The sequence below is a fragment of the Halopseudomonas sp. SMJS2 genome, from assembly GCF_029866945.1.
Lineage (GTDB): Bacteria > Pseudomonadota > Gammaproteobacteria > Pseudomonadales > Pseudomonadaceae > Halopseudomonas > Halopseudomonas bauzanensis.
Window position 1 is genome coordinate 2324117 of sequence record NZ_CP123445.1, and the last position, 17205, is coordinate 2341321.

The following is a 17205-nucleotide window of genomic DNA, read 5'->3' on the forward strand; positions in this document are numbered from 1 at the left end:
GCAATTGATATATAAGTAAATTATCTATTTCGGAAATTACCAGGATTGATCCATCGCTGTACCCAACGCGCCAATAAATGTATACATACTGCACATGAGCAAAAAATACCCGGTCAAAAATGAACACAGCCCCTTTCCAAACCCGGCTTCGCATCAATGGTCTGCAACGCACCCTGTTGCTGTTCGTCATCTTGCCGATAGTGCTGCTCAGCGCCCTGGGCATTCGCTTCGGGCTGGGACAGGCCAGCGAGTTTCAGGAACAACGGCTGAAGAATGATCTGGAACTGATCGGCCGCGCCATCAGTATTCCGGTGGGTAGTGCACTGAATAAAGGCGATATGCAGGCGGTGGAGCTGGCGCTGGGCTCGGTATTCGTACTGGGTGAGGTCTACGGCGCCTCGGTATTCGATGTGGATGGCAATCGCATCGCGTCGGCCGGCATCACCGAGACCGACCTGACCCGCACCACCATTCCCGACCGCATCCGCACCACCGGCGAAGGCCAGGAAGCCTTCAGCCGGGTCGCCGGGCGCAGCCTGTTTTCCCACTTCCTGCCGCTGTTCGATAACGTCGGGCAGATCCAGGGGCTGATCCAGATCACCCGGCGGGCCAGCGATTTCGGCCATGCCCTGCAACAGCTGACCATCATTGCCTGGCTGATCTGGGGGCTGTTCAGCCTGGTCATCCTGGCCGGTGTGCTGCTCGGCCATTACGGCGGGGTCGGTCGTCACGTGGATAAATTGCTCGCCCATATGGACCGGGTCGCCCGGGGCGACCTGTCACACCGCGCCGCCCTGGAAGGCCCCAACGAGGTCGCCAGCATCGCCCGCGGGCTGAATCAGATGCTCGACAGTATTGAACAGGCGCACCGGGATCTGGACGAGCACCGCGCCGCGGAAACCCAACTGGTGGCACGGCTCAAGGACAATGAAAAGATGGTCGCCATCGGCAGCATGGCCCGCGGCATCGCCCATGAGCTGGGCGCGCCATTGAGCGTGATCGATGGCCGCGCCCGGCGCCTGGAACGTTCGGGCAACCTGGATGAACAGCAACTGCGCAATGTCGAGGGCATCCGCAGTCAGGTCGGGCGCCTGACCCGTACCGTACGGCAACTGCTGGATTACTGCCGACCGGCGGCGACCCAGCCGCGGGACCTGACCCCGGCGCTACTGATCGAAAGCGCGATCGAAGCCATGCGCCCCGAGTTGGAAGCCGCCGAACGTACTTTAGTCCCAGATATTCCCACAGCGCTGCCGGTGTTCTGCGCCGACGCTGGCCGCCTCGAACTGGCGTTGCTGAATCTGCTGCGCAATGCCCTGCAGGCGTCCGCCAGCCAGATCGGTATCCAGGTAACCGCGGATGAACAGCAACTGACGATTTGCGTTACTGATGACGGCCCGGGGCTGCCAGCGGATCGCCCGCTGGAAATGTTGCTCGAACCCTTCTTCACCACCAAATCACCCGGCGAGGGCACGGGACTCGGACTGGCCATCGTTCAGGCGGTCGCCGAAGAGCACGGTGGCAGCCTGAAACTGACCAATCGCACCGAAGGTGGCTGCGCCGCCTGCCTTACCCTGCCCCTCGCCCCGAGCGCAACGGAGATGCCGTCATGAACCAAAGCGAACATATATTACTGGTCGAGGACGACCGCGGTTTGCGCGAACTCCTGCAGGAAGAACTGGAAGCGGAGGGTTACCAGGTTACCGCTTGCGGCGACGCCGAACAGGGGCTGCAAATGTTACGCAGCCAGACGCCCGATCTGCTGATCAGTGATCTGCGGTTGCCGGGCGCTGACGGCCTCAGCCTGTTGCCGGCGCTGGCTCAGTGCGATGTGCCGCCGGCGGTGTTGATCATCACCGCCTTCGGCTCGGTACAGCAGGCGGTCAAGGCGTTACAGGCCGGTGCCGACGACTTCCTGACCAAGCCACTGGAAATGGATCATTTCCTGCTGACAGTCAACCGCCTGCTGGAAAACCGGCGCCTGCGCAATGAGGTCCGGCATTACCGCAGCCTGCTGGCTGTCGAACAGTTCAACGGCATTATCGGCCAGAGCCCAGCCATGCAGCAGCTGTTCCATCACATTCGCCAGATCGCCTCCGCCGATGGGCCGGTACTGGTGCAGGGTGAGAGCGGCACCGGCAAGGAACTGGTGGCCCGGGCCCTGCATGATCAAAGCAGCCGTCGCGATGGCCCTTATATGGTGGTCAACTGCGGCGGTATTCCCAGCGAACTGATGGAAAGCGAGTTCTTCGGTCATGCCGCCGGCGCCTTCACCGGCGCGCGCAACCAGCGCGCCGGCTTGTTCCAGCAGGCGGACGGCGGCACCTTGCTGCTCGACGAGTTGGGCGAAATGCCCCTGGCGCTGCAGGCCAAACTGCTGCGAGTACTGCAGGACGGCAAGGTGCGGCCGGTGGGCAGCGATCATGAAATCCAGCTCGACGTGCGCATCATCGGCGCCACCAATCGCAACCTGACCGAAGCCGTCGCCGACGGCAGTTTCCGCGAGGACCTGTTCTACCGACTGGAAACCTTCGCCCTGCAAGTCCCCCCGCTGCGCGCCCGGGGCGAGGATGTCCAGCGCCTGGCGGAGTTCTTCCTGACCCGTTTCAACGCCCGCCAGCAGCGCCGCATCAAGGGCTTCAGCGACGAGGCGCTGGCCATGCTGCAACGCTACGCTTTCCCCGGTAACGTGCGCGAGCTGCAGAACGCCGTGGAGCGCGCCGCCACCTTCTGCGATACCCCACTGATCGAGGTGCGCCATTTGCCGCAGCGCATCTGCGAGCAGCCCGCTGGCCAACCGCTCCCCTCCCCAACCACCCGCGGACCAGCAACGCCGCCTCCAGCCAGCGGCGACCCGGAGGGCATGCCGACCCTGGAAACCGTCCAGCGTCAGTACATCCATCAGGTAGTCCAGGCCACCGGCGGCAACAAACGCCGCGCCGCCGACATCCTGGGTATCACCCGGCGCACGCTGTATCGCTGGCTGGAGTGAGTGCACCAGCTTTACAGTTTCTTTACCCAGCCGCTGCCCCGATTGACACTGCGCCTCGGTAAACTGTGCGCCATTGCCCCCCGATCGTATTCAAGGAATCACTATGTCATCTTCCAGGCGTTTCCTGTGGCTGTTCGCCGTCCTGGCGGGAGTGGTCGCATTGCTCTGGTTTTTCTGGCTGGCGCCGGATAGCAAGGGACCGGAGTTGGTCACGGCACCGGTCGAACGCGGTGATATCGAAGACAGCGTCACCGCCCTGGGCACCCTGGAGCCGCTCAACTATGTGGATGTCGGCACCCAGGTCTCCGGTCAGCTGGAGAAGCTGCATGTAGAAGAAGGTGAACAGGTCGAAGAAGGCCAGTTGCTGGCCGAGATCGACGCGACCATTTACCTGGCCAAGGTCGAGGCCACCGAGGCCCAGTTGGAAAACCTCCAGGCCCAGCTCGCCGACCGCGAAGCCACCCAGGTACTGGCCCGGCTGCAGGCCGAGCGCCAGCGTAACCTGATAAAGCTCGACGCCACCAGCCAGGAATCCGTGGAACAGGCCGATGCCACCCTGCGCTCGGCCACCGCGCAGATTGCCGCGCTCAAGGCGCAGATCCGCCAACTGGAATCCCAGCTCAAGGAAGCCCGCGCCGACCTCAGCTACACCCGTATCTATGCGCCCATGACTGGCACCGTGGTCGACCAACTGGCCAACCAGGGCCAGACCCTCAACGCCAACCAGACCGCGCCGATCATCGTGCAGATTGCCGACCTGAGTACCATGACCGTGCGTACCCAGGTGTCGGAGGCGGACATCACCCAGCTGCAGGTGGGCATGCCGGTGTGGTTCACCACCCTCGGTCAGCCCGATGTACGCCGCGAAGGCGTGCTGCGACAGATTTTGCCGACCCCGGAAATCGTCAACAACGTGGTGCTGTTCAACGCCCTGTTCGACGTGCCCAACCCGGACGGCAAACTGCTGCCACAGATGAGCGCCCAGGTGTTCTTCGTCAAGGCCGCGGCGGACAATGTGCTGACCATCCCGGTATCCGCGCTCAAGCCAGTGGAGCGCCGCCCGGGCGCCGGCGCAGACCAGCGCTACCGTGTACAGGTGCTGGAAAATGGCGAGCCGCAGCCCCGCGTCATCAGCGTAGGCACCATGACTCGGGTCAGCGCCGAGGTGCTGGAAGGGCTTGAGGAAGGCGACGAGATCGTCATCGCTGGCGGCAGCAGCGCTCCGCCTGCTGAGCGCAGCCAGCGCCGGCCGAGGTTCTGATGAACACTCCCTTGATCCGCCTCGAAGGCATCGGCCGCACCTACCGCAACGGCGAGCTGTCGACTACCGTGCTGCATGACGTCACCCTGGATATCCATGCCGGCGAGTTCGTCGCCATCATGGGCGCCTCCGGCTCCGGCAAGTCGACCCTGATGCACCTGCTCGGCTGCCTGGACCAACCCACCACCGGCCGTTACCTGTTCGAAGGCGAGGATATTGCCGAGCTGGATAGCGACCAGTTGGCCAGCCTGCGCAGCCGCACCTTCGGTTTCATTTTCCAGAGCTACCACCTGATTTCCTCGGCCAATGCCACCGAGAACGTGGAAGTACCCGCCATTTATGCCGGCCTGCCACGGGAGGCGCGCCATGCCCGCGCCGAGGAACTGCTTACCAGCCTGGGGCTTGGCGAGCGGCTGCAGAACCGTCCCAATCAGCTGTCCGGCGGCCAGCAGCAGCGCGTTTCCATCGCCCGGGCGCTGATGAACGACGCGCGCATCCTGCTGGCTGATGAGCCCACCGGCGCACTCGACAGCAAGAGCGGTCATGACGTCCTGCAGTTGCTCAAGGACCTGCATGCCCGGGGCAAGACGGTAATCGTCATCACCCACGATCGCGAAGTCGCCAGCCATGCCGACCGCCTGATCGAGATCCGTGACGGCCGCATCATTCATGACAGCGGGCGCAAACCGAGCCCGGCCGAGCAAGTCGAGGCGCCACCGCCCCGCCCCGCTCGCCAACAGGGCTTGGCCGCTTTCGGCGATATCAACGAGGCAGTGCGCATGGCCCTGCGCGCCCTGAAAGCCAACTTGTTCCGCACGGTGTTGACCCTGCTGGGCATCGTTATCGGTGTAGCCTCGGTGGTGGTCATGCTGGCGGTGGGCAACGGCGCGCGTCAGGATGTAGTCGAGCGCATCAGCGACATGGGCACCAACCTGCTGCTGATTCGCCCCGGCGCACCGAATACCCGGCGTTCGGCGGACGGCACCACCAACACGTTGACGCCGGAGGATGCCATCGTCGCCGCGCGAGTGGACAACGTGGTTGCCGCAGTGCCCGAAGCCGATACGCGGGCTACGGTACGCGCGGGCAACACCGACGCGCAGACCCAGATCACCGGTACCACCGCTGATTACCCGCTGGCCAAGAGCTGGCCGGTGGCCTCGGGGGTGTTCCTCAATGACGATGACAACCGTCGCTACGCCGCCGTCGCGGTGATCGGCCAGACCGTCGCCACCAACCTCTATGGCGATGCCGATCCGCTGGGCCAGTACATGCTGATCCGCAACGTGCCCTTTCTGATCATCGGCGTGATGCAGGAGAAAGGCGCCACCCCCTGGGGCCAGGATCAGGACGACGTGGTGTTCGTGCCGCTGAATACCGCCAGCAACCGGCTGATCGGCTCTCGCCATCTGAGCAGCATCAGCGTGCTGATCGAGGATCTGAGCCTGTCCGACGCCACCCAGGAAGCGGTCCGCCAGGCGGTGATGGCCAATCATTCGGGTATCGAGGATTTCCAGATCCGCAATATGGCCTCGCTGCTGGAAAACATCGCCAGCACCCAGGATACCTTTACCGTGCTACTGGGCTCGATCGCCGCCATTTCCCTGTTGGTCGGCGGCATCGGTGTAATGAATATCATGCTGGTGAATGTGTCCGAGCGCACCCGGGAGATCGGCATCCGCATGGCCACCGGGGCGCGCACCCGCAACATCCTCCAGCAGTTCATCGTCGAGGCCATGGTGGTCTCGGCCATTGGCGGCGCCATTGGCGTGGTTACCGGCCTGGGCTTTGCCAGCATGCTGCAATACTTCGGCACGCCGATCCAGTTCACCGCCGGCCCGGTGCTGCTGGCCTTCGGCTGCGCCTTCGCGACCGGTCTGATTTTCGGTTTCATGCCTGCCCACAAGGCAGCCCATCTTGATCCAGTGGTGGCCCTCAGTGCGGACTAGACAATTCATTCCCCTTACCCTCGCCATCTTGCTGGCCGGTTGCAGCCTCAACACACCCGTGCCGCAGACCGGCCTGCAGGCACCGGCACAATGGAATCAGGCAGCAGACTCCTCGGTCTGGCCCGAAGCGCGCTGGTGGTCCCAGTATGATGCGCCGCAGCTGTCCCAGCTGATGGCCCAGGCACGGGTCGGCAACCTGGACCTGGCCAGCGCCGCGACCCGCCTGCTGCAAGCTGACGCGCAGTTGCGCCAGAGCGGCGCCGCCCTGCTACCGAGCATTGACGGCAGTGCCAGTGGCCGCCGTGGCGGCAACAGTGGTGATGGAGATGTGAGCAGCGGTTTCAATGCCAGCCTGAACGCCAGCTACGAAATCGACTTCTGGGGCCGCAACCGCGCCGCCGTTGAAGCCGCCGCTGCCAACCTCAACGCCAGTCGCTACGATCTGGAGGCGCTGGCCATCACTACCGATGCCAGCGTGGCCAGCAGTTGGTTCCAACTGGTGGAGAACCAGGCGCGCCTGCAGTTGGCACGAGACAACCTGGCCGCGGCCGAGCAAGTATTGAATATCGTCGAAGCGCGCTACCGCTACGGCGCCGATGACAGCCTGGCGGTCAGCCAACAGCGCGCCCTGGTCGCCCAGCTGCGTGCCAACCTGCCCGCGCTGGAACAGCAGACCTTGCAGTTGCGCAACAGCCTGGCGCTGTTGCTGGGCCAAGGGCCGGACTTTACGCTCGGTGCGCTGCCCACCATGGACGACATCGCCGTACCCGAGCCCGGCGCCGGCCTGCCATCCGAGCTGCTCAATCGCCGCCCGGACATCCGCGCCAGCGAACAACGACTGCTGGCCGCCAACGCCAACCTGACCGCAGCCCGGGCCGCGCTTTATCCGAGTATCCAGCTCACCGGCAGCTACGGCGCCCAGAGCTCGGCGCTGTCCGACCTGGTCAGCAATCCGTTGAACCCTTGGAGCCTGGCCGCCGGGCTGACCCAGCCCATCTTCGATGGCGGCCGCCTGCGTGCCCAGGTCGAGATCAGCGAAGCCAGCCAACAGGAGTCGCTGATCGGCTATCAACGGGCAATTCTCGATGCGTTGATCGATGCCGATACTGCCCTTGGTGCGTTGCAGCAGGCGCGCCGGCAGTATCAGCTGCAGCAGGCAGCTACCGCCGAATCAGAACTGGCCTTTGAATTGGCCCAGGCCCGCTACAAGGCCGGTGCCATCGACCTGCAGAACCTGCTCGACACCCAGCGCTCCTATTTCCAGAGTCAGGACAGCCTGGTCCAGCAACGCGCCGCCTGGCTGCTGGCGACAGTGGATCTGTACCGGGCATTGGGTGGCGGCTGGCAGGATGTCCCGGTAAGCTAGCCCTCCTGGATCATCATCGGGAGAGTTCCTTGTCAGCCGTCCTGCGTCTCGCCACTCTGGACCAGCGTCACTTCCAGCTTCACAGTACCGTTCTGCGGCAACTGGCGGAGCATCTGCAGGGGCTGGATGCGCTGTGCCGAACGCTCGGCGTTACCCCGCTGAGCCAGTTCGTCGACCTTACTGCGCTGGAGTTTCAGGAGGCGGCCCAGTTGCTCAAGGACACCACACCTCCACAGCAGGATCCGGAAACCGGCCTGCCCTGGAGCATCGAGGACATGGCGTGGTATCCCATCAGTACCGGCATGACCACCCTCGAAGCGCTCAGCGGCCACCTGCAGCGCAACCGGCCGCGGGAGGTATCCGGTGCCAATCAGCGGCAGTTGCTCGAGGCCCTGATGTTCTGCGAAAGCTGCTTGCGGCCGATGGAAGCCGAAGGCGCACAATTTCATCTGGCCGCAGGGTACTGAATCCGCTCTGCTTTTCCCGCTGCCACAATAAGCGGGGCCATCCGTACATTATTTCTCCTGCCAATACAGCAGCCAGCGCCCGGTGAATTTGCCATAGTGGGGTAAAACAGAAATGGAGAGCGTACCCCATGCTGCAAACCGAACAACATATTCTGGACGTCAATGATATCCAGCTCAGCGTGCATGTCGCTGGGCCGGAGCATGGACAACCCGTCTGGCTGCTGCATGGTTTTCCCGAATGCTGGTATTCCTGGCGCCATCAGATGCAGGCCCTGGCCGATGCCGGTTACCGGGCTTTCGCCCCCGAGATGCGCGGCTACGGTCGCAGCAGTGCACCGGCCGCCATTGAGGCCTATGACATTCCCACTCTGTGCGGCGACATCCAGGCGGCGATGGACCACTTCGGCCATCAGCAGGTCGCCATGGTCGGCCACGACTGGGGCGCCAATATCGCCTGGTATCTGGCGTTGTACGAACCGGAACGGGTCAAGGTGGTGTGTGGCATGTCGGTGCCCTTCGGTGGCAGACCGAAACGCCCAGCTATCGAGCGGATGCGCGAGCGCTTCAAGGACAAGTTTCTCTATATTCTCTACTTCCAGGAGCCCGGCCCGGCCGAGGCCGAACTGGAAGCCGATATTCCCCGCACCCTGCGCACCCTGATGCATGGTCGTCCCGCCGCCGGCAACGGCTTGATCTCGGACAAACCGGCCGATTCGCGCTGGCTGGATGATTACACCGACCCAGAAGTACCGCCGACCTGGTGTCCGCCAGAGGCCTTCGATGTCTATGTGGAAACCTATATCGACAATGGTTTCCATGGTCCGCTGAACTGGTATCGCAACTACGAGCGCAACTGGGAGCGCACCGCCGAGCTGGCCGGCAAGCAAGTGCAGCAACCGGCCCTGTTCATCATCGGCGACCGCGACCCGGTCGCCAAACTGGAAACCATCACCATCGAACGCATGCCCCAGGTCGTGCCCAAGGTCGAGCAGCATGTAATCGAGCGCTGCGGCCACTGGGTACAAAGCCAGAAGCCGGAAGAAGTGAACCCGCTGCTGCTGGCGTTTCTGCAACGGGAGTATCACGAAGCGCCCTGATATATGTGACTCTTGGAGTGTCGATCGCGATCGATGCTCCCAGGAGATATATAGCCACCAACCGACCAGCAGGCTGGCTCTTCCCGCCTTCAATCCGGTATAGTGCGCGCCGTCGTCATTCCGGCGGCATGGGTTCCCTAACCCCATCATTCAAAAAGGTGACATATGATTCCGGCATCCCTTTCGCGGCTGCGCATGGCTCTGTCCTGCCTGATCGTATTCCATATTCTGATCATCATCGCCAGCAACTATCTGGTTCAGTTGCCGATCTCCCTGTTCGGCCTGCATACCACCTGGGGCGCCTTCAGCTTTCCGTTCATCTTCCTGGCAACCGACCTGACCGTACGCCTGCTCGGCAAAGCGGCTGCGCGCCGGGTGATCGCCCGGGTCATGCTGCCGGCATTGGTGGTCTCCTATGTGTTCTCGGTGCTGTTTCAGGAAGGTGCGTTCCGCGGGCTCGATGCGCTGGCCCAGCTCAACTCATTTGTCCTGCGCATCTCGGTGGCGAGCTTCCTTGCCTATGTGGTGGGCCAACTGCTGGATATTCAAGTGTTCGACCGTCTGCGCAAGCTCCCGCAGTGGTGGGTCGCACCCAGCGCAGCGATGATCGCCGGCAACCTGATCGATACTTTTGTGTTCTTCTCGGTGGCCTTTTGGCGCAGCACCAACGAATTCATGGCCGCCAACTGGGTGGAGATCGCAGCAGTCGACTACGCCACCAAGGTGGTCATCAGCATCATGCTGTTTGTCCCGCTGTATGGTTTGCTGCTGAATGCCATCCTGCGGCTGCTGGCCGGGCGGCAGACCGCGACCGTCTGACGAGCTCAGCTCACCGCTGGCCGAGGTTCGTTTTCCTGGGAGGTTCGAGCAACCAGCTCGTACCTTGTGGGCCCGATGGCACCGGAAATGCCACCTCTTCCACACTTTCGGCATGGGTGACTTGCCTGCCCCAACCCTGCCCGTCACATTGCGCGCTGATCAATCAGCAGGGATGCAGTCATGTTGCGCATATGGATAACCATCGGCCTCTACCTGGCTACCCGCCTGGCCAATGCAGATTGCGCCGACCTACCGGCCAAAGCTGACATTACAGCGCTTGCCGAGCAGGTCCAGCATTGGGATCAGGCCTACCACGAACAGGGCCACTCGCAGGTGCCGGATGACATCTACGACCAGGCGCTGTTGCAACTGCGACGTTGGCAGTCCTGCTCACCGGCCCCGTCGCCAGCGTATCGGCCGCGGGCCGGCAAGCAGGGCCATGCAGTACCGCAGACCGGCCTGGCCAAGGTCCATACCCAGGCCGAGACCGCCGACTGGATAAAACCCCGCACTGACCTCTGGATACAACCCAAGGTCGACGGCGTAGCCGTCACCCTGGAGTATCACCAAGGGCGCCTGGTGCGCGCCACCAGCCGCGGTGATGGCTGGCAGGGTGAAGACTGGACCACGACCGTGCAACGCCTGCCCGCCGTCCTGCAGCGATGGCCGCAATCTATCGATCTGGTATTGCAGGGCGAGCTGTACTGGCGATTATCCAACCACGTCCAATCCCGCGATGGCGGCGCCGGCGCCCGTAGCCGTATCGCTGGTTTGATGAATCGCCAACAGCTGGCCGATGATGAGCTGGCGGACATCGGCCTGTTCGTCTGGGACTGGCCCGACGGCCCGGCACAGATGACCGAACGCCTTGCCCAGATGACCAGAGCCGGGCTGGATACCGCCCGCTATACCCTGCCGATCACGGATCTGCGCAGCGCCCAGACTCAGCGCCAACACTGGTTCAGCACTCCCCTGCCCTTCGCCACCGATGGCGTGGTGCTGCGTCAGAGTCAGCGCCCATCCGCCTCCGACTGGCAGGCCGAGACACCTTATTGGGCCGTTGCCTGGAAACACCCGCCGCAGCGGGCGCTGGCCCGGGTGCGAGATATCGAGTTCGGTATCGGTCGCAGCGGCCGCATCACCCCCGTGCTGCAACTGGACCCGGTGGAACTGGATGACCGCCGTATCCGCCGTGTCAGCGCCGGCTCGCTGCAACGTTGGCGAGCGTTGGATGTATTGCCCGGAGATCGGATATCGATCCGCTTGTCTGGCCAGACCATTCCGCAGCTGGAAGAAGTAATCATCCGCACGACCGACCGCACGACAGTGAACGTGCCGGACCCGACGCGTTATCACCCGCTGAGTTGCTGGACATCGGAGGATGGCTGCCGCGACCAGTTCCTGGCCCGGCTGGAGTGGCTGAGCAGCGCCAACGGGCTGGATCTGAGGGGCGTCGGGCCTGGCACCTGGCAATGCCTGCTCAATACCGGGGCGCTGACTGGCATGCTGGATTGGCTTGATACCCGGGCGCTGCCACCAACCTGTGGGAATCAATTGGCCGGGCTGTTGCAACCGGCCACCGAACGCGGCTTTCTCCAGTGGTTGCGAGCGTTGAGCATGCCGCCCAGCGGCGATGCGGTATTGCCTGAGCAATGGACAGTTCTGGCGGCTCGCACGCAGCAGGATTGGGAAACCCAACCCGGCATCGGGCCGCATCGCGCGCGGCAGCTGGTGGCCTTTTTCAATCATCCACAGGTAGAGTCGCTGCGGGCTAGATTAGCCGCAGCGGGAGTTCATGGCTTCGCGGTGAGCGGCTGATCTCAACTGCCTCCCAGATAAGACGACCGCGTCAGCCCCAACCGCAGGATATCCAGATAGTGCGCCCGCTCTGCCGCGCTCAGCCGCGCGCTGGCAACCTTGTCGCGGTAGCGGGCCATGAGTTCTTCCGGTTCGAAATGCACATAGCGCAGCATGTCTTCGATGGTGTCATGGGTCTCGACCCCACCGTGTACCACCCGACCGTCAGCCAGTTGGTAGACATTCACCGAATCGGTATCACCGAACAGGTTGTGCATGTCACCGAGAATCTCCTGGTAGGCACCCACCATGAAGATGCCCAGCAGATAATCCTCGCCCTCGCGCAGCTCATGCACCGGCAGGCTGCTCTCGATGCTCTGCTCGTCCACGTAATGGCGGATCTTGCCGTCGGAGTCACAGGTCAGGTCCTGCAGCACCGCGCGGCGCAGGGGTTCCTCATCCAGACGGTTGATCGGCACGATCGGTAGCACCTGATCGATGGCCCAGGTATCCGGCAGGCTCTGGAATACCGAGAAGTTGCAGATGTACTTGTCCGCCATCTTGTCGTTCAGCTCGTCCAACACCTGGCGGTGTGACCGCTGACGCGCCTTGAGCAACGCGTGCAGTCGGTTGCACAGCGCAAAATAGCATTGCTCGGCCAGCGCCTTCTGCGATAACGAGACCTTGCCCTCGGCATACTGGCCGGCTACATCACTCATGTAGTGGGTCGCCCGCCAGTAGGTTTCGGTGACCATCTCGATATCGGTCTGCCCCAACAATCCGACCAGATCACGTACCACCTGCGGCAGCTCATCCAGATCGTCGATTGGCGGTACCGTATCGTTGTGCCGCTCGACATCAGTCACCTGCACTACCAGCACCGCGTGATGGGCGGTCATCGCCCGTCCGCTTTCGGAAAAGATATGCGGGTGCGGCAGGCCCTGCTCATCACAGAATTCGCGCAGCATTGATACCACCGTGCGGGCATATTCGGACACGTCATAATTGATTGAACTGGCGTTGCGTGAGTGGGTACCGTCGTAGTCCACCCCCAATCCGCCGCCGACATCGATATGGTCCACCGGCAAACCCAACGCCCGCAGTTCACCGAAGTAGCGAATCGCCTCACGAAATCCGTGTTGATAGTCAGCCAGGTTGGCAATCTGCGAGCCCATGTGGAAATGCAGCAGCCGTACCCCGGCCTCAAGCCCCGCCCCGCGGAACTGCTCGATCACCCGCAGCAACTGCGCCGCCGACAAGCCGAACTTGGACTTCTCGCCGCCGGTATCAGCCCATTTGCTGGATGTCAGCGAGGACAACCGCACACGCAGTCCGACTTGGGGCGTCAGCTCCAGGCGCGCAGCCTCCTCAATCACCAGGGTGACTTCGGATTCCTTCTCGATAACGATGAAGACGTTATGCCCGAGCTTCTGCCCCAGCAGCGCCAAGCGGATGAATTCCCGATCCTTATAGCCATTACAGACGATGGTGCCGCCCTTGGGCGCCATCGCCAGGACCGCCATCAGTTCCGGTTTGGAGCCGGCCTCCAGACCAATGGGAACATGTTCAGTGGCGATGATGTTCTTTACCACCGCCTCCTGTTGATTGACCTTGATCGGGAACAGCGCCGTGTAGCCGTTCGCGTAATCCAACTCGGCGATGTTCTGCTCGAAAGCACCGGTCAGCTGCCGCACGCGGTCCTGCAGAATGTCTGGAAAGCGCACCAGCAACGGCAGATCCAAGCCGCTGTCACGCAGCTGGGCCACCAGTTCATGCAGGTCAATCGGTTGCTCAATCCCGGGCCGGGGCCGCACTTCGACATTGCCCTGCTCACTGGCATTGAAATAACCCGCGCCCCAATGGCGGATGCCATAGACACTTCGACTGTCTGCGACCGTCCAGGCGGAAGCATCCTCTTTACGCGAACGCCGCGATGACACCATGAAAGACTCCTTGGGAACTGTGCAATGGACCCCAGAATAAACCAGTTTCTCCCCGCGAGTCGTAAAACGAACCCGTTCCGGCCCCGGATTCACTCTTTATTGCAGAAAAAATCCAATTGAAAAAAGCATCCATCAGGACGCCTTGGAGTCGCGCAGCGGCAACCCGCCGTAACGCTTGCAGCATCGGGGCCAGGGCGTCATTTGTGACAAATATATAACACCTGTAAATATTGCCACGGCATACCAAATGGCACGCAAGCCACAGGAATGGCCGGTTGTGATCTTTTTTTGGATGTGTTTATTATAAAAATGAATTTACAAGTAAATATCAGGAAACGATGTCTTCCACCACATTCTCGCTGCGCCGTCCGGTTGCCACCGACGGCCACGCACTCAACCAGTTGATCGAGCGCTGCCCGCCACTGGATACCAATTCGGTCTATTGCAACCTCCTGCAGTGCTCTCACTTTTCCGCCACCTCTATCGCTGCTGACAACCTTCAGGGCGAACTGGTCGGCTTTATCTCCGGCTACCGACCTCCCGAGCGCCCCGACACGCTGTTCGTCTGGCAGGTCGCAGTGGATAGCAGCATGCGCGGCCAGGGTCTGGGCATCGCCATGCTGATGGGCTTGCTCGAGCGCACTGCCGCCGAAGGTGTTCGCTGGCTGGAAACCACTATTTCCCCCGGTAACAGCGCCTCCGAAGCGCTGTTCGCCAAAGCCTTTCGCCAGTTGGACGTAACCGCCAGCACCGAGGTGCTGTTCAGCCGGGCCAACCATTTCAACGGCCAGCATGATGACGAAGTGCTGTATCGCGCCGGTCCCTTTGCCTTACCAGTCAAACTTGATACCCAGGAGACTGCATGAACACTTTCCAACAGTTCGAACAACACGAATCCGGTATTCGCAGCTACTGCCGTTCCTTTCCGGTCATTTTCGACCAGGCCCGCGGTGCCGAGCTGATCACCCGCGAAGGCAAATCCTATATCGACTTCCTGGCGGGCGCCGGCACCCTGAACTACGGGCACAACCACCCGGTGCTGAAGAAGGCCCTGATCGAATATCTTGAGCATGACGGCCTGACCCATGGCCTGGACATGTACTCGGCGGCCAAGGAGCGTTTCCTCGAAACCTTCCACCGCGTCATCCTTGAGCCGCGCAAGTTGGGCGACTATGTCGTGCAATTCAGCGGCCCGACCGGTAGCAACTCGGTGGAAGCGGCACTGAAACTGGCGCGCAAAGTCACCGGTCGCAGTAATGTCATCAGCTTCACCAATGGCTTCCATGGCTGCACCGTAGGCGCCCTGGCGGCCACCGGCAATCAGCATCACCGTGGCGCCGCCGGCGTGCCGCTGACCGACGTCAGCCGCATGCCCTATGCCAACTACTTCGGTGACAAGGTCAACACCATCTCGATGATGGACAAACTGCTCAGCGACCCCAGCAGCGGTGTGGACAAGCCCGCTGCCGTGATCGTCGAAGTGGTCCAGGGCGAAGGTGGCCTCAACGCCGCGTCCGCCGACTGGATGCGCAAACTGGAAAAGCTCTGCCGCAAACACGACATGCTGCTGATCGTCGATGACATCCAGGCCGGCTGCGGTCGTACCGGCACCTTCTTCAGCTTCGAGGAAATGGGCATCAAGCCGGACATCATTACCCTGTCCAAGTCGCTCAGCGGCTTTGGCCTGCCGTTCGCCGTGGTAGTCATGCGGCGCGAGCTGGACCAGTGGGAGCCCGGTGAGCACAACGGTACGTTCCGTGGCAATAACCACGCTTTCGTCACCGCCGCCGCCGCGCTGGAGCACTTCTGGACCAACGAAGAGTTCGCCACCAGCGTCAAGGCCAAGGGCAACCTGATCCGTGAGCGCATGCAGAAGATCGTTCGCCGTCACGGCCCCGATTCCCTGTTCGTCAAGGGGCGCGGCATGATGATCGGCATCAGCTGCCCGGATGGCGACACCGCCGCAGCCATCTGCCGCGAAGCCTTTGACCGTGGTCTGATCATCGAGACCAGCGGCAACCACAGCCAAGTGGTCAAATGTCTGTGCCCGCTGATCATCAGCGAACAGCAGATCACCCAGGCCATGGACATCCTCGAGCAGGCTTTCGCCGCCGTGATGACTGCCGACGTCAAGAACCAAGCATCCTGAGGAATTCGAAATACATGATCGTACGCAACCTGAAAGACTGTGAAGCATCCGAACGCAAAGTCGTTACCGAAACCTGGGACAGCACCCGGATGATCCTGAAGGAAGACAAGATGGGCTTTTCCTTCAACATCACCACCATTTACGCCGGAACCGAAACACATATCTGGTATCAGAACCATCTAGAGTCGGTGTACTGCATGAGCGGTAATGGCGAGATCGAAACGCTCTCCGATGGCAAGGTCTACAAGATCGAACCAGGCACCCTGTATCTGCTCGATCAGCACGATGAGCACATGCTGCGCGGCGGCACCGAAGATATGAAAATGGCCTGCGTGTTCAACCCGCCTCTGACCGGCCGGGAAGTACACGACGAGAACGGCGTCTATCCCGCTGATCTTAGTCCCTGAGAGGCCGCAACATCAGGAGAAAAAATGTCTACCGTGCAAGCTGACCTTTACCCGTCACGCCAGCACAACGCACCCAGCTGGCAACCCCGAATCGACCCGGTGCTCTACCGGGAAGATCCGCACAATGCCCCGCTGACCACAGAGCAACTGTCGCGCTTCGAGCGCGACGGTTTCCTGGTCCTGCCGGAAGTCTTCTCTGCAGCGGAGGTGGCGGTATTCAAGCAGGAGCTTGAACGCATGAGCCACGCTCCAGAGGTGCTGGAATCACCTGCAGCCATTCGCGAACCCGACAGCGGCGCATTGCGCTCGGTATTCGCCATTCACCGCAGCAATCCGCTGTTCGCCCGGGTCGCCCAGGACGAGCGCACCGCCGGATTGGCTCGCTTTCTGCTGGATGGTGATATTTATGTGCACCAGTCCAGACTCAACTTCAAGCCGGGTTTCAAGGGCAAGGAGTTCTACTGGCACTCCGACTTCGAGACCTGGCACACCGAGGATGGTCTGCCACGCATGCGCACCATCAGTTGCTCGGTGCTGTTGACCGACAACCATCCGTGGAACGGCCCGCTGATGCTGATCCCCGGCTCGCACAAGCACTATATCGGTTGCGTCGGCCAGACCCCGGAAAACCATTACGAGAAATCCTTGCGCCGGCAGGAGTTCGGTATTCCGGATGACGGCAGCCTCAGCTCGCTGGTCAATCAGGGCGGCATCGCCCAGGCCACCGGCATGGCTGGCAGCGTCGTGTTGTTCGACTGCAATACCCTGCACGGGTCCAACAGCAACATCGCTCCCAGTCCACGCAGCAATCTGTTCTTCGTCTACAACCATATCGGCAACCGGCCGACCTCGCCGTTTGACGGCATGCCACCACGCCCCGACTTCGTCGCCGAACGCGGCCCCGTCGAACCGCTGGATATAGGTCCTCAGCAGTATTCGTGAGCAGGGACGACATTCA

General features: G+C 62.0%; 14 protein-coding genes. 13 read left to right on the forward strand and 1 reads right to left on the reverse strand.

What is annotated here, in order from left to right; all coding sequences use genetic code 11:
- The first annotated feature begins 119 nt into the window (after window positions 1-119).
- The 9 genes from QAO71_RS11010 (at window position 120) to ligB (ending at window position 11769) form a co-directional block, all read left to right on the forward strand.
- Complete coding sequence (locus tag QAO71_RS11010) at window positions 120-1613, forward strand: HAMP domain-containing sensor histidine kinase (protein ID WP_051610731.1); 1494 nt, start codon at window positions 120-122, stop codon at window positions 1611-1613.
- Window positions 1610-2992 carry a sigma-54 dependent transcriptional regulator gene (locus QAO71_RS11015; protein WP_036988833.1) on the forward strand — a complete coding sequence of 461 codons (1383 nt, stop codon included), beginning with the start codon at window positions 1610-1612 and terminating at the stop codon, window positions 2990-2992. Before QAO71_RS11010 ends, QAO71_RS11015 begins: the two co-directional genes overlap by 4 nt.
- Before the next feature lie 103 nt (window positions 2993-3095).
- The gene (locus QAO71_RS11020) at window positions 3096-4253 is read left to right on the forward strand and encodes an efflux RND transporter periplasmic adaptor subunit (protein WP_280164425.1); all 1158 of its coding nucleotides are present in this window, start codon (window positions 3096-3098) and stop codon (window positions 4251-4253) included.
- Entirely contained in the window at window positions 4253-6202 is a 1950-nt protein-coding gene (locus QAO71_RS11025) for a MacB family efflux pump subunit (protein WP_036988829.1), read from the forward strand. Before QAO71_RS11020 ends, QAO71_RS11025 begins: the two co-directional genes overlap by 1 nt.
- Window positions 6192-7568 carry an efflux transporter outer membrane subunit gene (locus QAO71_RS11030; protein ID WP_063607980.1) on the forward strand — a complete coding sequence of 459 codons (1377 nt, stop codon included), beginning with the start codon at window positions 6192-6194 and terminating at the stop codon, window positions 7566-7568. The genes QAO71_RS11025 and QAO71_RS11030 overlap by 11 nt, the downstream gene beginning before the upstream one ends.
- Before the next feature lie 29 nt (window positions 7569-7597).
- Window positions 7598-8035, forward strand: coding sequence for a hypothetical protein (locus QAO71_RS11035; protein ID WP_280164426.1), 438 nt, complete (start codon window positions 7598-7600; stop codon window positions 8033-8035).
- Between the two features lie 128 nt (window positions 8036-8163).
- Window positions 8164-9132, forward strand: a complete 969-nt coding sequence (locus QAO71_RS11040) for an alpha/beta hydrolase (protein ID WP_280164427.1) — start codon at window positions 8164-8166, stop codon at window positions 9130-9132.
- A 165-nt stretch (window positions 9133-9297) separates the two neighbouring features.
- On the forward strand, window positions 9298-9951 hold the full coding sequence (locus tag QAO71_RS11045; RefSeq protein WP_280164428.1) for a 7-cyano-7-deazaguanine/7-aminomethyl-7-deazaguanine transporter: 654 nt from the start codon (window positions 9298-9300) through the stop codon (window positions 9949-9951).
- 180 nt (window positions 9952-10131) lie between these two features.
- Window positions 10132-11769: an NAD-dependent DNA ligase LigB gene (gene ligB / locus QAO71_RS11050; protein ID WP_074778125.1), complete on the forward strand. Its 1638-nt coding sequence runs from the start codon at window positions 10132-10134 to the stop codon at window positions 11767-11769.
- Window positions 11770-11771: 2 nt separating this feature from the next.
- On the opposite strand, the gene speA is transcribed toward ligB, so the two are convergent.
- Entirely contained in the window at window positions 11772-13688 is a 1917-nt protein-coding gene (gene speA, locus QAO71_RS11055) for an arginine decarboxylase (RefSeq protein WP_280165679.1), read from the reverse strand.
- A 341-nt stretch (window positions 13689-14029) separates the two neighbouring features.
- Here speA and ectA point away from each other — a divergent pair, with 341 nt between their 5' ends.
- Genes ectA through thpD form a run of 4 tightly spaced genes read left to right on the forward strand, consistent with a single transcriptional unit; the run spans window position 14030 to window position 17189 of the window.
- Window positions 14030-14557, forward strand: a complete 528-nt coding sequence (gene ectA / locus QAO71_RS11060; RefSeq protein WP_280164429.1) for a diaminobutyrate acetyltransferase — start codon at window positions 14030-14032, stop codon at window positions 14555-14557.
- Complete coding sequence (gene ectB, locus QAO71_RS11065; RefSeq protein WP_280164430.1) at window positions 14554-15840, forward strand: diaminobutyrate--2-oxoglutarate transaminase; 1287 nt, start codon at window positions 14554-14556, stop codon at window positions 15838-15840. The genes ectA and ectB overlap by 4 nt, the downstream gene beginning before the upstream one ends.
- A gap of 14 nt (window positions 15841-15854) precedes the next feature.
- Window positions 15855-16247: an ectoine synthase gene (locus QAO71_RS11070; protein WP_074778121.1), complete on the forward strand. Its 393-nt coding sequence runs from the start codon at window positions 15855-15857 to the stop codon at window positions 16245-16247.
- Between the two features lie 33 nt (window positions 16248-16280).
- Window positions 16281-17189: an ectoine hydroxylase gene (gene thpD / locus QAO71_RS11075; protein ID WP_348273409.1), complete on the forward strand. Its 909-nt coding sequence runs from the start codon at window positions 16281-16283 to the stop codon at window positions 17187-17189.
- Window positions 17190-17205: the final 16 nt, after the last annotated feature.

What these genes read in the sequence shown, in the direction of transcription:
- QAO71_RS11070 (WP_074778121.1), top strand. Translation starts at nt 15,855, where the DNA reads ATGATCGTACGCAACCTGAAAGACTGTGAAGCATCCGAACGCAAAGTC.
- QAO71_RS11045 (WP_280164428.1), top strand. Translation starts at nt 9,298, where the DNA reads ATGATTCCGGCATCCCTTTCGCGGCTGCGCATGGCTCTGTCCTGCCTG.
- QAO71_RS11040 (WP_280164427.1), top strand. Translation starts at nt 8,164, where the DNA reads ATGCTGCAAACCGAACAACATATTCTGGACGTCAATGATATCCAGCTC.
- QAO71_RS11025 (WP_036988829.1), top strand. Translation starts at nt 4,253, where the DNA reads ATGAACACTCCCTTGATCCGCCTCGAAGGCATCGGCCGCACCTACCGC.
- ectA (WP_280164429.1), top strand. Translation starts at nt 14,030, where the DNA reads ATGTCTTCCACCACATTCTCGCTGCGCCGTCCGGTTGCCACCGACGGC.
- QAO71_RS11010 (WP_051610731.1), top strand. Translation starts at nt 120, where the DNA reads ATGAACACAGCCCCTTTCCAAACCCGGCTTCGCATCAATGGTCTGCAA.
- ligB (WP_074778125.1), top strand. Translation starts at nt 10,132, where the DNA reads ATGTTGCGCATATGGATAACCATCGGCCTCTACCTGGCTACCCGCCTG.
- QAO71_RS11015 (WP_036988833.1), top strand. Translation starts at nt 1,610, where the DNA reads ATGAACCAAAGCGAACATATATTACTGGTCGAGGACGACCGCGGTTTG.
- QAO71_RS11020 (WP_280164425.1), top strand. Translation starts at nt 3,096, where the DNA reads ATGTCATCTTCCAGGCGTTTCCTGTGGCTGTTCGCCGTCCTGGCGGGA.
- ectB (WP_280164430.1), top strand. Translation starts at nt 14,554, where the DNA reads ATGAACACTTTCCAACAGTTCGAACAACACGAATCCGGTATTCGCAGC.